The following is a 14,005-nucleotide window of genomic DNA, read 5'->3' as shown; positions in this document are numbered from 1 at the left end:
GTTATTTTACGATTTTTAATTGCGGCTTTTTCACCACGCGTGGCTCGGGCGGCGGCGGTGTGTCATTATCGTTGTCATCATCATCTTCTTCTTCCGGGTCGAAAACCATACCCTTTCCATTTTCTTTTGCATAGATGGCAAGCACCGCTTTGGTAGGGGTGGAAATGTGCATGGCTTTGCCAGCAAAACGAGCATTAAATTGAATTTCTTCATTACCTAAATGCAAGCCCTGTACTGCTTCTGGGCGGATGTTCAATACAATTTTACCGTTTTCAATGTAATTGGTTGGTAAAGAGCTGCCAGGAAATTCAGCATTCACCAGCAAATGCGGTGTAAGGCTGTTATCAACTAGCCATTCGTAGATCGAACGAATTAGATAAGGTTTAAGTGAAGTCATTTGTTTTGAGCAGGCATCATTTCCTTTTCTTGACTGCTGAGGCTGTCTTGAAAAGCTTTTCTTGAAAACAGGCGATTTGCATAAGCGGTAATGCCTTTCCCTAAACTGGAAATATCGATGCCAACACTGGCAAGGCGCCATAACAGTGGGGCCATAGCACAATCAATCAGAGAATATTCTTCACTCATAAAGTAGGGTGTCGCTTCAAAGACTGGTGCGGCAGCTATTAAACTTTCTTTAAGCTGTTTTTTGGCTTTGGACGATTTTTTTTCGCCATTAAGCAGAATTTCTTCCAATATTGGATACCATTCCTGGTCAATACGTTTAATGAGCATTCGCGCATTTGCTCTAGATACTGGGTCCATATGATGCAAGGCCGGATGAGGAAAGCGCTCATCCAGATACTCCATAATGATACGGGCATCATACAGTACTAAATCCCTTTCTACGAAAGTTGGAGCATTGCCGTTGGGGTTAAGCTCAAGTAAATCTTTCGGTGGATTGTTAGTGTCAAAAAATTCTATGTCTGCGGGTACGCCTTTTTCATGGACAACGAGACGTGCACAATGGCTCATGATGCATGTTGGCGACGAAAAAAGAGTCATTGCTGATTTTCGGCTAGTGATGTTTGCCACGAAGAATAACCTCTTTAATTAACGGGGTTCGAATCGGCGCGAATTGTATCATGGTTAAGCATGGATTTGGGGGTATGCGCCGCTAATGAGCTACCTTAGATAAAAACTAAGTCAAGTAGTTCGAAATTGAGTCTATTTCCTAACAGGTAAATTTGCTAAATAAACGGGTTTGTTGAGGTGGGGGAACTGGTAGTGAGGTAATTTGGCTAGACATAACAGCTGTTTGCAGAATGTTGAACGTACACCATGCGGAACGCTCAAGGCGTTCCGCATGTGAACTCTTAATGAATATCTTTCCAGTATTCTTTTTTAAGTAAGTAAGCTAAACCAGTAAACATCAACAGGAAAAACAATACGTATTTACCCATTTTTTGCCTTTCAAGTTGTACCGGTTCGCCAACATAGACCAGAAAGTTAACTAGATCATTGACCATTTTGTCGAATTCTTGTGGTGATAATTGTCCAGCTTGTTCGAGCTTGAGTTCTTTAACCACCTCATGGCCATCAACAGTTTCTAGAACAGCTGATTGTGTGCCTTGCTGCTGCCAGAATACATTAGGCATGGCAACGTCTTTGAAAATTGCATTATTAACACCTGTAGGTTTGTTTTTTTCTTCATAGAAGCCCTTGAGATAGCTGTATAACCAGTCAGCTCCCCGTGAGCGGGCGATCAAGGAAAGGTCGGGAGGTGTGGTACCAAACCATTTTTCCGCATCATGACTGTTCATGGCGGAATGCATTTGGTCATAAATGCCCGCGCCAATAGGTGCAACATGTTTAAGGATTTCTTGTTCATCCAAATGCAAATCCATCGCTATGCGTTTGTAACGGATGTGCTTGGCTGAATGGCAACCTAAACAATAAGTTACATAATATTTGGCACCACGCTCCAACGAAACAGTGTCAGAGAGATCGATATCTGCTTTCTCAAGCTTAATGCCGCTACTGGCAAGTGCGCTAAAAGACAGCAAAAATAAAAGAGTTGATAGAATTGTTTTCATGGCTTAATCAAGGCTTTCTTTTAAGTATTTTGCAAATCGAAACAGCACGGCTTTAATGCCTGCAGGATTCGGCCTTATTTTAGTAATGTTTGCTCCGTTCTGATTGGCGCGTTCTTCAACATGAGTGATTTCGTTAAACAATGCCAAAATTTTTGGAATACGTTCTTCTATTGTTGGTTGTTCGGTGACGCGATCAGGTAGAGGCTTGGTTTTTTCCCAGCGTGTATAGAGTGGCATCAGCAGGAAAAAGCCGAAATAGATTGCCGTGAATATCCTTGCCATAGTTGTGGCTAAGGGCGTGGCGGGTTGCGTTCCCAAATAACCTAAAGCCACAAAGCTAATTACGAATAACAGTAAGGCTTTCTTAAACATGCCGCCGCGATAACGTATTGATTTGGTTTTGCTGCGATCCAGCCATGGCAGCATAAACAACACTACGATTGCTCCTCCCATAGCAATTACCCCTGCAAACTTATCAGGCACTGCACGCAAAATGGCATAAAAAGGCGTGAAATACCAGACAGGGGCAATATGTTCGGGTGTTTTCAACGGGTCAGCAGGGATAAAATTGGCATGCTCCAAAAAGTATCCGCCTAATTCCGGCATATAGAATATGACGGTGGCAAAGAAAAACATAAACACGCCGACACCAACGATGTCTTTGACCGTGTAATAAGGATGAAAAGGAATACCATCCAATGGCCTGCCTTGCCAATTAGTATGCTCATGAATGTCTATGCCATCTGGGTTATTGGAACCCACCTCATGTAAAGCCACAATGTGCAGAAACACTAAAATTAACAGAACTAGTGGAACAGCAATAACGTGAAATGCAAAAAAGCGGTTTAATGTAGCATCGGATACTACATAATCGCCGCGTATCCATAACGATAATTCATCTCCAATCACTGGAATCGCACTAAATAGTGAAATAATCACCTGAGCGCCCCAATATGACATTTGTCCCCATGGCAGTAGATAACCCATAAAGGCCTCTGCCATCAAGCAAACAAAAATCAGCATACCAAAGATCCAGATTAATTCGCGAGGCTGTTTGAAAGAGCCGTATAACAGGCCTCTAAACATATGCAGATACACGATAATAAAAAATGCAGAAGCCCCAGTGGAGTGCATATAACGAACTAACCAACCCCAGTCGACATCACGCATGATGTATTCAACTGAATCGAAAGCCAATTTGGCATCCGGTTTATAGTTCATGGTTAATAAAATGCCGGTAATGAACTGATTAACTAAAACCAATAATGCTAATGAGCCGAAAAAATACCAAATATTAAAATTCTTGGGCGCGTAATAATGCGCCATGTGTTCATTCCAGAGGTCAGAGAGTGGAAAACGTTCTAGGAACCAATCTGAAAAATTGTTGATTCTTTGTTTCATGCTCTACTTTCCTCGTTTTCTTCGCCAATAATGATAAGAGTGTCCGAAATGTAACGATAGGGAGGCACTTCCAGATTAGTAGGTGCAGGTACGCCTCGATAGACTCGACCTGCCAAATCAAACCAGGAACCATGGCAAGGGCAAAAGAATCCACCTTTCCAGTCATCGCCTAAGTCATTGGGTGCTATCTCGGGGCGAAATGTGGGTGAACATCCAAGATGTGTACATAGACCAACAGCTACGAAGACTTCTGGTTTAATGGATCGTAGAGAGTTTTTACTATTTTCTGGTTGTAAGGATGCTGTAGACTGAGGATCGGCCAGTTTGCTGTCTAGTGTGACTAAAGTTGCCAGTACTTCAGGTGTTCTGTTTAACACCCATACTGGCTTGCCACGCCATGCTACCCGAATTAATTGTCCAGTTTCCATTTTGCTGATATCGACCTCGACCGGAGCACCAGCCGCCATGGCTTTAGCGCTGGGTGTCATTTGCGACAGAAAGGGTACGGCTATATAACCTGTACCTACCGCGCCAACAACAGAAAGTGCAGAGGTCAGAAACTGGCGTTTAGATTTATCTACGCCTTTTTGGATCATGTGTAACGCTCCTGTGTTTATTCGCAGCATTGTTCTATGCGGCGATTTTTTATAGTTTTTGCCAAATATACCCTACTGTTAGCATTAATAGAAGCTATAGCGTAAAAGACTTTTTGCTACTTGCAATTTGTAGGTCGAAGTTGATGACTTTCATCGAGAAGTGGTATTTTACAGCGTGTTGAAAATAAATTGTTTTCTGTTTTTGCGGCTAATTGTGCATTGTAGAAAGCGGTGTCAATAACCATTTGCTTATGTCAGAAATTTAATTAAGGTGGTTTATTGGCTAGAGACGGGGTATTTTAATAGTGTATCGGGAACTAGCTGTTCGAGTTATAAGATTTAGAGGGAGGTGTCTGAACAGCAGGTTTTCAATTTGGGTGGCAGTTTAGATGCTGAAAATGACTTAAATATTGACCATAATCAACATGATTAGTTACCTTTAGTATTTTTGATGGGCTAGTTAAATGATTAAGTCGTTTGCAATATGTTTTGCATAGCCTTTAGGAATATCTGGTTTTCATCAGGAGTGCCTATGGTCACTCTTAGACAATTTTCCAGTATACCTCCTTGTGAAGAAAGGTTTTTGATCAGAATGCCTTGTAATTTAAGTGCGTCGAATAGTTGATTAGCTGTTATTCGCAACGAACGGAATAGAATAAAGTTAGCGGCGCTAGGATAAGGCTTTATGTCGGCTAGCGCTTCCAGCGCCTTAAAAACCAAGGCTCTTTCTGCGCATAAAGTTTGGGTTTGTTCTAACAGAAACGAGCCATTATTCAGAGCGAAAGTGGCAGTAATTTGAGTGAGACTGTTAATATTGTAGGGTAGTCGAATTTTATTTAGCTGAACCAATAAGTCTGGATGTCCAATTAGAAAACCCAATCGTAATCCTGCAAGCCCCAGTTTTGATAATGTACGCATTATCAACAAGTTTTTGTATTTACCGATTTCGCTAAGAAAACTGGCATTCGCAAAGGGAGCATATGCTTCGTCTACCACCACTAAACCGGGGGCTGCAAAGATGATCTGTTTTATTGCTTCAGCATCAAATAGATTGCCGGTGGGATTATTAGGATAAGCTAAAAAAATTAGAGAGGGTTGTAACTCAGAGATAGCGAGCAGCATTGCGGGTAAATCGAGAGAAAAATCATCTGCTACTACGGGTACACCTTTAAATTGTAAACCAAGGCTATGCGCAACTTGCTTATACATAACAAATCCAGGTTCAGGGGCCAAAACGATTGCGTTTGCAGGTAATGACATTAACAGAATCTGAATGATTTCGTCAGAACCGTTTCCCAGTAAAATCTCTGATTGTGCCGAAATTTCATTGCTGCTGCGCAACGCAGCACTTAATCGACGCGCTTCCGGGTCTGGATAGCGGTTAATGTCGCAAGACTTTAATGTCTGTAACCATTGTTGTTGTATATTTTCCGGCCAAGTGTAGGGATTTTCCATGGCGTCCAGTTTAATCAGATTTTTAGCATCGGCAACTTTGTAGGCCGACATGGAAAGTAATTCTGAGCGAAACAGTTTGCTGATTGAAAACTCTGACATAACAAGGAATCCTATTACAAGAACTAAGTTTTAGTAAAAGTTATTTAAATTCTAAATTCTGCAGAGCGCGCATGGGCCGTCAAGCTCTCGCCTCGGGCCAAAACTGAAGAAATTTTACCTAAGTCTTTCGCACCCGCCTCTGAACAATTTATGAGACTGCTACGTTTTTGAAAATCATAAACGCCAAGAGGCGATGAAAAACGCGCCGTTCCTGACGTGGGTAAAACATGGTTAGGACCTGCACAATAATCACCTAAGGCCTCTGCCGTATAACGACCCATGAAAATAGCCCCGGCATGGCGAATGGCCAAACTGAGTGATTCTGGGTCCGCAACCGATAATTCCAAATGTTCGGGGGCGATGCGGTTACTAATTTCGGCAGCCTGATTCAGGTCGTTGACTTTGATAAAAGCACCACGACTTAGTAATGAACGCGTAATAATTTCGCTACGTTCCATTTCGGGTAAAAGTTTATTCATGCTTGCTTCAACCTGATCTAAAAAAGCCGCATCTGGGCTGATTAGAATGGCTTGTGCATTTTCATCGTGTTCGGCTTGTGAAAACAGATCCATCGCTATCCAGTCTGGATTAGTTTGTCCATCGCAAATAATCAGGATTTCTGAGGGGCCTGCAATCATATCAATGCCTACCTGACCAAAAACCAGCTTTTTGGCAGTAGCAACGTAAATGTTTCCGGGGCCGACGATTTTATCAACGGCTGGAATAGTCTCTGTACCATAGGCTAGTGCTGCTATCGCTTGTGCGCCACCAATTGTAAACACTCTATCGACACCTGCGACAAAAGCTGCGGCCAAAACCAAGGCATTTGTTTCGCCATGCGGTGTGGGTACCACCATTATTAATTCACCAACACCAGCAACTTTGGCAGGTATAGCATTCATCAATACTGATGACGGGTAAGCTGCTTTGCCGCCAGGTACATATAAACCCGCTTTGTCTAGTGCCGTCACTTTTTGCCCCAGTACAGTTCCATCGGCTTCAGTAAACTGCCAAGATTGCAGCTTTTGCTGTTCAGCATATGCACGAATACGAGTGGCAGCAGCTTGCAGGGCTAAAGCTTGAGCGCGGGGTAAATTAAGCCAAGCCTGTTCCAGTAACTCACGGTTTAACTCCAGTTCACTGGCGGAATTAAAGTGACATTGGTCGAAAAGATTGGTAAATTCAATCAAAGCCTGATCGCCACACTTACGAATAGCACTGATAATTTCCATAACACGTTGATGTATCTGCAAATCTTCTGTGGAATCCCAATTCAATCGTGATTCTAATTGCTGATTAAAATTGGCAGAGTTGTAATCAAGGCGGGTTATGGACAACACAGACATTTTATTACCGTTTACTTAGAGTGAGTTCAAGTTGATCAATTAGCGCTTGAATGGGTTGATGTTTCATTTTCATGGCTGCTTTATTGACAACCAGTCGTGATGTGATATTGGTAATCAATTCCCGTGGTTCCAGGCCATTTGCTTTCAGGGTATTACCGGTATCAACTAAATCGACAATGCAATCTGCAAGCCCAACTAAGGGTGCTAATTCCATAGAGCCGTAGAGTTTAATAATTTCAGCTTGAATACCCAAGTCGGCAAAATAACGTTGTGCGGTTTTGACGTATTTGGTCGCGACTCGAATACGTCCAGAAATGGGCGGAGCATCCACTTTGGCCGCCGTCATTAGTCGACAACCAGCAATCCCCAAATCAAGGGGTTCATACAAGCTTTCAGCTCCATGCTCTAAAAGAACATCTTTGCCAGCAATGCCAAGATCCGCGGCACCATATTCTACAAAAGTAGGAACATCAGTGGCACGTATAATTACCAACTGTACGTCCGGCCTGCTGGTTTGTAAAATCAGTTTGCGGCTGGTTTGTGGATCATCAAGCGGTGTAATTCCTGCTTCTGCAAGCAGTGGTAAAGCTTCTTCGTAGATGCGCCCTTTCGAGACAGCTATAGTCAACATAGTTTGTAACACCTCAACGCGGAACGCGGCGAATTGTTGCGCCTAATTGGGCAAGTTTTTCTTCAATATGATCATAACCCCGATCTATATGGTAAATTCGGTCAACCAGGGTTTCACCTTCTGCGACTAAGCCTGCCAATACTAGGCTGGCAGAAGCACGCAAATCGGTAGCCATTACCGGTGCGGCCTTTAATAACGGAATTCCTGAGCAAATGGCGGTGTTGGATTCAAGTTTAATCTGTGCGCCCATGCGCTGCAGTTCCTGTACATGCATAAATCTATTTTCAAATACTGTTTCAGTAATCAATCCTACGCCATCGGCAATTGAATTGAGCGCAGTAAATTGTGCTTGCATGTCGGTTGGGAACGCGGGGTAGGGTGCCGTGCGTATGGTTACGGCTTTAGGGCGTTTGCCGTGCATATTAAGTTCAATCCAGTTGTTACCTGTGGTGATTTCTGCGCCAGCTTCTTTAAGCTTAACCAGTACAGCATCTAAAATATGTGGGTCTGTGTTTTTTAATTTTACTCGGCCACAACTAATAGCACCGGCCACTAAATAGGTACCGGTTTCTATTCGGTCAGGTAAAATTTCGTAATGCAAATCTGCAACACCGAGTTTTTCAACTCCCTCGACTTCCAGTATATCGGTGCCAATACCTGTAATTTTAGCGCCCATTTTATTGAGAAAATTGGCTAAGTCAGATACCTCAGGTTCTTTAGCAGCATTTTCAATAATAGTGATGCCTTCAGCCAAGGTAGCTGCCATCAAAATATTTTCGGTACCCGTAACGGTAATTTTGTCTAAAACTAAATGGCAACCCTGTAGGCGTTTGGCTGTAGCATGAATGTAACCCGCTTCAACCTGTATGTCTGCGCCCATTTTGATAAGCGAGTCGATATGTATGTCCACTGGTCTTGTGCCGATTGCACAACCACCTGGAAGCGATACGTGTGCTTCACCAAAGCGTGCTAATAAAGGACCAAGTACCAAAATCGATGCACGCATGGTCTTTACCAGCTCGTAAGGAGCCTCGTATTTATTAATGCTATTGGAATCCACTTCAATATTCATTTTTTCATCCACCAACAGACCCACTCCCATTTGCCCTAATAATTCCAGAGTGGTTGTGATGTCATGTAAGTGTGGAATGTTACCAATACTAACTGGGTGTTCCGATAACAAGGTGGCCGCTAAAATTGGCAGAGCCGCATTTTTAGCGCCGGAAATGCGCAATTCGCCAGAAAGAGGCTGACCACCTGTAATGAGTAATTTATCCATGAGATTCGTGACTTGGGTTTATTTAGTGAGGCAAGACGCCTGATGTTCGGTGCTTGCAAAGTGTTCGTTTACGTCAAGACCGCTGAGCTTGGCGAGAGCGATAAGTTGTTCTGGAATATTTTTGAAGCTGATATGCTTGTTATGTTGCTTGCTTAATCTTATCCATTCAATCATCAGAGCCAATCCAGCACTGTCAGTGGCTGAAACGTCAGCCAGATCGATGCAAACGTTGTCTGAGTCTTTTAAAAGATTAAAAGAGTTAACGGTTTGCTTAGTAATGCTTGCAAAGGTTAGCTCGCCAGCGATACTGAATAAGCCGGGGGCTTTTAGACTTAATGCCATATTGGACATTATTTTCCTTCTGCTTTATTGAGTAAGAATTTACCGATCATTTCTTCGAGAATAATCGCAGAGCTGACGTTTTCAATTTTACTGTTATTTTTTAAAAACTCGCCAGATAAACCAGGGCCGGGATCAATATTGATGTATTGTTCGCCCAGCAGCCCTGCTGTATAAATGCTGGCATCGGAATCATCCGGTAAATTGTTATATTTAGCATCAATTCGCATTTCCACTACAGATTCGTGACTTTCTTTGTCTAAATTAATAGCAGAGACACGCCCAATCCTTACCCCTGCAACTGAAACAGGCGATTTGACTTTTAGACCGCCGGAGTTTTGAAATTGAGCGGTAATAGTATAGCTATCGCTACTGGTATAGGTACCAAGATTGCTAATTTGTAAAGCCATATAAAACAAAGCGGCAATGCCGGCAGCAACAAAAATGCCAACCAGAGTGTCCTGAGTTTTGGAATGCTGCATGCTAAATGTCTCCAAACATGAGTGCGGTTAGAATAAAATCCAGCCCTAGTATCGAAAAGGCTGAGTTGACTACGGTTCTTGTGGTGGCACGACTGACGCCTTCGGAAGTGGGAATTGCATCGTAGCCTTCAAACAGAGCAATCCATGACACCACAAAGCCAAAAACAACGCTTTTTATAATGCCATTAACGATGTCTTTTTGAAAATCAATGTTGGATTGCATTTGCGACCAGAATGCGCCATCGTCGACACCTAGCATGCCGACACCAACCATATGGCCGCCTATTACACCAATGCTGCTAAATAAGGCTGCTAATAGGGGTGTTGATATAAATCCTGCCAAAAAACGGGGTGTAATGATGCGTTTAATTGGGTCAATAGCCATCATTTCCATGCCGGATAGTTGCTCAGTGGCTTTCATTAAGCCAATCTCTGCCGTTAATGCGGAGCCTGCACGTCCTGCGAACAATATTGCAGAAACGACGGGACCAAGCTCCCTGACCAGTGATGCTGCAACCATTACTCCCAGAGATTCTTCTGCACCAAAATCCGATAAAATATAGAAACCCTGTAGTCCAAGCACCATACCGACAAATAAGCCGGAAATAGTGATAATCATAAACGAAAGCACGCCTACCGAATACATTTGCTTAAATAACAAGTTTGGACGCAGCAAAATTTGAGATATACCACTCAGTAAGTGCAACAGGAAATAGGTGCCGCGTCCCAGTTTCGAAAAACTACTGCGAGTGGCACTTCCAATGTGTTCAAAAAATTCAAGCATGATAAGGCCGCTGTAAGTTATTGGGACGCAAATAAATCGTCAAGATAGTCAATTGCCGGATAATGAAAATGTACCGGCCCATCCGCGTTACCATGCATAAACTGCTGTACCCATTCAGAGTCAGATTGCTCTAATTCTTGTGGGGTGCCCTGGCCGACAATTTTACCCTCGGAAATTACATAGATATAATCGGCAATTTCAGCAGTTTCCTGAACATCGTGTGAAACGATAATACTAGTCAGTCCCAGGGTATTGTTCAGCGCTTTAATCAAATGTACCAAAGCTCCCATAGAAATAGGGTCTTGGCCTGTAAACGGCTCATCGTACATTATCATGAGTGGATCTAAAGCGATGGCTCGAGCTAAAGCGACTCGCCTGGCCATTCCACCGGACAGCTCATTTGGCATCAAATCACGCGCACCACGTAAGCCTACCGCGTTTAATTTCATTAACACTAATGTGCGTATCATGGATTCCGGTAGGCGAGTATGTTCCCTTAATGGAAAAGCAACATTATCGTACACATTCATGTCAGTCAGTAATGCACCGCTTTGAAAAAGCATACCCATGCGTTTACGCAAGGTATAAAGGTCTGCTGTTTTTAGTTGATGTACATTAAGGCCATCAAAGTGAATGTTTCCACGGTCTGGAATAAGTTGTCCGCCCATTAATTTCAGTAGCGTTGTTTTTCCTGTGCCGCTGGGTCCCATAATGGCGGTGATTTTTCCACGTGGGATGTCAAGGCTAATATCGTCGAAAATTATTCTTGAACCTCTGGAATAAGATAAATTTTTGACGGTGACGATATTATTTTCGGGACTTGCACTAGTAGGCATGTGGCGAAATCATGAGATTAAATTTAGTTTCAAAAGTGCTATTTTCTATGAGGCAGCAAGAATAAGTCAATCACTTGGGATGAAAAGATAGAGAATAACATGCAATAATAGTTCCTTTTTTTAGAAATTTATTCAGTTTAGGTGGCATTTTAGTGGGGCATGATACTGATATTCAGGCATTAGCATTGGCAGTGATTCAGACAGAAGCTCAAGCGGTACTCGCATTGACAAAGCAAATTAATGAGCAGTTTGTTTATGCCTGTCGCTTAATGTTGAATTGTACTGGACGGGTAGTTGTCACCGGTATGGGAAAATCTGGGCATATAGCTGGAAAAATTGCAGCTACTTTAGCCAGTACTGGAACCCCTGCGTTTTTTGTGCATCCTGGAGAAGCGAGTCACGGTGATCTCGGTATGATAACCCGGCAGGATGTGGTGTTGGCCTTATCTAATTCTGGTGAAACTATAGAAATTCTGACAATTTTGCCTATTATTAAGCGCTTGGGCGTGCCATTAATTGCATTGACTGGTAATCCTTTGTCAACATTGGCAAAATTTGCCACTGCACATATCAACGTCGCGGTTGAAGAAGAGGCTTGTCCGCTTGGATTAGCACCAACTTCCAGTACTACTGCGGCTTTGGTAATGGGGGATGCTCTGGCTGTTTCTTTGCTTGAAACCAAAGGCTTTACTCGAGACGATTTTGCGTTATCGCATCCTGGCGGAAGTCTGGGGAAGCGATTATTATTAAAAGTTTTAGATGTTATGCATTCTGGTAATGAAGTTCCTGTGGTACCAATTGGTTGTTTGGTGAGTAGGGCGCTCTTGGAAATGACCAAAAAAAAATTAGGTATGACAGCAGTGGTGAATGCAGAGAATCAGGTCGTCGGGATTTTTACTGATGGCGATTTACGACGAATGTTGGAAAAAAATCTGGATGTACATAGTGCACTGATTGACCAAGTGATGACGCGCGAGTGCAAAGTGATAAATGCAGAAATATTAGCGGCCGAAGCCATGCAAATAATGGAAATAATGAAAATAAACGCATTATTGGTTGTTGATGCTCAGCAATCGTTAATCGGTGCGTTAAATATGCACGATTTGGTTCGTGCTGGAATTGTTTAGTTACTTTTAATTATGCTGGATTTAAGCGCAGAACTTATTGAAAAAATCAAACCCCTAAAGCTGTTGATACTTGATGTCGATGGTGTTTTAACCGATGGGCGATTGTTTTTTGATAATCAGGGTCAAGAGTACAAATGTTTTCATGCTCGAGATGGTCATGGCTTGAAATTATTGCGACAAACAGGTGTAGAAGTGGCAGTTATTTCTGGTCGTAAATCAAACTCGGTGGCCTTACGCATGGAAAGTTTAGGTATCTCTTATGTGTACCAGGGTCACGAAAATAAACGGGCAGCGTTTAAAGATATTCTGAATCAATTACAATTAACGCCTCAGCAAGTTGCTCATGTGGGTGATGATTTACTGGATTTGCCAATTCTGACTCAGGTAGGTTTTGCTATTGCAGTGCAGGATGCGAATTTTGCAGTAAAAAATTATGCCGACTGGTGTACGCAAACACCGGGGGGGCAGGGTGCTGTGCGAGAGGTCTGTGATTTGATCATGCAGGTACAAGGTAAGTACGAGGCTATATTGCAAACATATTTATGACGGAAATACGGCTTTATATATTAATTGCAACCCTTGCATTTATTTCTTGGGAATTAGTGCAGTGGAATGAAGAACGTGACGTAACGATGGAAATTGCAGAAAATAGTCCAGATTTTTTTAGTAGTGGGTATTTTAAGAAACAAATGGATAGTGATGGCTTACCAAAAAACCAATTATTAGCGGATAAAATGCAGCATTACAAATTTGATGGAGCCACTCATTTAGAAAATCCAGCCATGACGCTGTTTAATAATAATGGTCAGGCACCTTGGAATATAAAAGCAGAGAGCGGGGTAATGGCGGCAGATGGTGATAACTTAGAGCTTGTTGGTAAAACTGTAATCAGTCGTGAAGCTGCACAAAAAGCGGCTGCTTTAACAATTAATACTTCCGATTTACATGTTAAGCTACTGACCAATTATGCAGAAACCGCTGCCTGGACGGAAATCATTAGTCCACCTCATAAAACTACGGGGACAGGTATGGAAGTGATTTTTGAAAGTCCCATACACCTGAAATTGTTAACTTCGGTTAAAGGGCGTTATGAACTTAAATAAACTGGCGGGCATATGCCTGATTTTATTATCTACATGTGTTTCTGCGCTTGAAAGTGATTCACAGCAACCTATTTTTATCGATTCTGACAAAGCCGAGTATGATGAAAAAGCACAGACCAGTATTTATATCGGCAATGTTTATGCTACGCAAGGCAGTATTAAAATTGATGCTGATAAATTAGTTGTGTATATGAGCGATGGTAATATTAATAAGCTGGTCGCTACCGGAGTACCTTCCAAATTTAGACAGTTACCGGAAGTTGGCAAAGAAGAAATATTTGGCGAGGGTTTATTGAATACGTTTTTCCCGGATAAAAATTTGTTGATTTTTACCAAGAATGCTTCGGTATGGCAGGGCGATGCCAAACAATCAAGTGATTATATTGAATATGATACCAAGCTTTCTTTATTGAAAGCGGGTGAGTCTGCTTCTGATGGTAAGCGGGTTCATTCTGTGATAAAACCCAAACAAAAAGCAAATAAGGCACAATGAC

Annotated in this window: 17 protein-coding genes; 4 read left to right on the top strand and 13 right to left on the bottom strand. The window is 42.4% G+C overall.

The genetic code is table 11. The annotated features are described in order from the left end of the window. Nucleotide 1: 1 nt before the first annotated feature. The 13 genes from ABH008_RS20735 to ABH008_RS20675 form a co-directional block, all read right to left on the bottom strand. Nucleotides 2-397: a ClpXP protease specificity-enhancing factor gene (locus tag ABH008_RS20735; RefSeq protein WP_347987508.1), complete on the bottom strand. Its 396-nt coding sequence runs from the start codon at nt 395-397 to the stop codon at nt 2-4. After that, nucleotides 394-1,002: a glutathione S-transferase N-terminal domain-containing protein gene (locus ABH008_RS20730; RefSeq protein WP_347990004.1), complete on the bottom strand. Its 609-nt coding sequence runs from the start codon at nt 1,000-1,002 to the stop codon at nt 394-396. The genes ABH008_RS20735 and ABH008_RS20730 overlap by 4 nt, the downstream gene beginning before the upstream one ends. A gap of 311 nt (nt 1,003-1,313) precedes the next feature. Further along, nucleotides 1,314-2,033 (bottom strand): cytochrome c1, encoded by a 720-nt coding sequence (locus tag ABH008_RS20725; RefSeq protein ID WP_347987507.1) that lies wholly within the window; start codon nt 2,031-2,033, stop codon nt 1,314-1,316. Between the two features lie 3 nt (nt 2,034-2,036). Then, nucleotides 2,037-3,434, bottom strand: coding sequence for a cytochrome bc complex cytochrome b subunit (locus ABH008_RS20720; protein WP_347987506.1), 1,398 nt, complete (start codon nt 3,432-3,434; stop codon nt 2,037-2,039). Then, on the bottom strand, nt 3,431-4,030 hold the full coding sequence (petA, locus tag ABH008_RS20715; protein WP_347987505.1) for a ubiquinol-cytochrome c reductase iron-sulfur subunit: 600 nt from the start codon (nt 4,028-4,030) through the stop codon (nt 3,431-3,433). The genes ABH008_RS20720 and petA overlap by 4 nt, the downstream gene beginning before the upstream one ends. Before the next feature lie 468 nt (nt 4,031-4,498). Beyond that, nucleotides 4,499-5,584 carry a histidinol-phosphate transaminase gene (hisC, locus tag ABH008_RS20710; RefSeq protein ID WP_347987504.1) on the bottom strand — a complete coding sequence of 362 codons (1,086 nt, stop codon included), beginning with the start codon at nt 5,582-5,584 and terminating at the stop codon, nt 4,499-4,501. A gap of 44 nt (nt 5,585-5,628) precedes the next feature. Further along, nucleotides 5,629-6,930 carry a histidinol dehydrogenase gene (gene hisD / locus ABH008_RS20705; RefSeq protein WP_347987503.1) on the bottom strand — a complete coding sequence of 434 codons (1,302 nt, stop codon included), beginning with the start codon at nt 6,928-6,930 and terminating at the stop codon, nt 5,629-5,631. A gap of 4 nt (nt 6,931-6,934) precedes the next feature. Then, nucleotides 6,935-7,561 carry an ATP phosphoribosyltransferase gene (hisG, locus tag ABH008_RS20700; protein WP_347987502.1) on the bottom strand — a complete coding sequence of 209 codons (627 nt, stop codon included), beginning with the start codon at nt 7,559-7,561 and terminating at the stop codon, nt 6,935-6,937. A 13-nt stretch (nt 7,562-7,574) separates the two neighbouring features. Continuing rightward, nucleotides 7,575-8,840 carry a UDP-N-acetylglucosamine 1-carboxyvinyltransferase gene (gene murA, locus ABH008_RS20695; protein ID WP_347987501.1) on the bottom strand — a complete coding sequence of 422 codons (1,266 nt, stop codon included), beginning with the start codon at nt 8,838-8,840 and terminating at the stop codon, nt 7,575-7,577. Nucleotides 8,841-8,858: 18 nt separating this feature from the next. Further along, nucleotides 8,859-9,191 carry an STAS domain-containing protein gene (locus ABH008_RS20690; protein WP_347987500.1) on the bottom strand — a complete coding sequence of 111 codons (333 nt, stop codon included), beginning with the start codon at nt 9,189-9,191 and terminating at the stop codon, nt 8,859-8,861. Next, nucleotides 9,191-9,661 (bottom strand): outer membrane lipid asymmetry maintenance protein MlaD, encoded by a 471-nt coding sequence (mlaD, locus tag ABH008_RS20685; RefSeq protein ID WP_347987499.1) that lies wholly within the window; start codon nt 9,659-9,661, stop codon nt 9,191-9,193. Before mlaD ends, ABH008_RS20690 begins: the two co-directional genes overlap by 1 nt. Nucleotide 9,662: 1 nt before the next feature. Next, nucleotides 9,663-10,445, bottom strand: coding sequence for a lipid asymmetry maintenance ABC transporter permease subunit MlaE (gene mlaE / locus ABH008_RS20680; RefSeq protein WP_347987498.1), 783 nt, complete (start codon nt 10,443-10,445; stop codon nt 9,663-9,665). 17 nt (nt 10,446-10,462) lie between these two features. Further along, nucleotides 10,463-11,281 carry an ATP-binding cassette domain-containing protein gene (locus tag ABH008_RS20675; RefSeq protein WP_347987497.1) on the bottom strand — a complete coding sequence of 273 codons (819 nt, stop codon included), beginning with the start codon at nt 11,279-11,281 and terminating at the stop codon, nt 10,463-10,465. A 152-nt stretch (nt 11,282-11,433) separates the two neighbouring features. Here ABH008_RS20675 and ABH008_RS20670 point away from each other — a divergent pair, with 152 nt between their 5' ends. From ABH008_RS20670 to lptA, 4 genes are read left to right on the top strand one after another with little or no spacing between them, the layout of a single operon-like run. Then, nucleotides 11,434-12,408 (top strand): KpsF/GutQ family sugar-phosphate isomerase, encoded by a 975-nt coding sequence (locus ABH008_RS20670; protein ID WP_347987496.1) that lies wholly within the window; start codon nt 11,434-11,436, stop codon nt 12,406-12,408. Between the two features lie 12 nt (nt 12,409-12,420). Then, nucleotides 12,421-12,954 carry a 3-deoxy-manno-octulosonate-8-phosphatase KdsC gene (gene kdsC / locus ABH008_RS20665; protein WP_347987495.1) on the top strand — a complete coding sequence of 178 codons (534 nt, stop codon included), beginning with the start codon at nt 12,421-12,423 and terminating at the stop codon, nt 12,952-12,954. Further along, the gene (gene lptC, locus ABH008_RS20660; RefSeq protein ID WP_347987494.1) at nt 12,951-13,511 is read left to right on the top strand and encodes an LPS export ABC transporter periplasmic protein LptC; all 561 of its coding nucleotides are present in this window, start codon (nt 12,951-12,953) and stop codon (nt 13,509-13,511) included. The genes kdsC and lptC overlap by 4 nt, the downstream gene beginning before the upstream one ends. Further along, nucleotides 13,498-14,004, top strand: a complete 507-nt coding sequence (gene lptA / locus ABH008_RS20655) for a lipopolysaccharide transport periplasmic protein LptA (RefSeq protein ID WP_347987493.1) — start codon at nt 13,498-13,500, stop codon at nt 14,002-14,004. Before lptC ends, lptA begins: the two co-directional genes overlap by 14 nt. Nucleotide 14,005: the final 1 nt, after the last annotated feature.

Source organism: Methylomonas sp. AM2-LC (genome assembly GCF_039904985.1).
Taxonomy (GTDB): domain Bacteria; phylum Pseudomonadota; class Gammaproteobacteria; order Methylococcales; family Methylomonadaceae; genus Methylomonas.
Note: the sequence above shows the minus strand (reverse complement) of the source record. Positions and strands in the feature narration are given on the sequence as shown.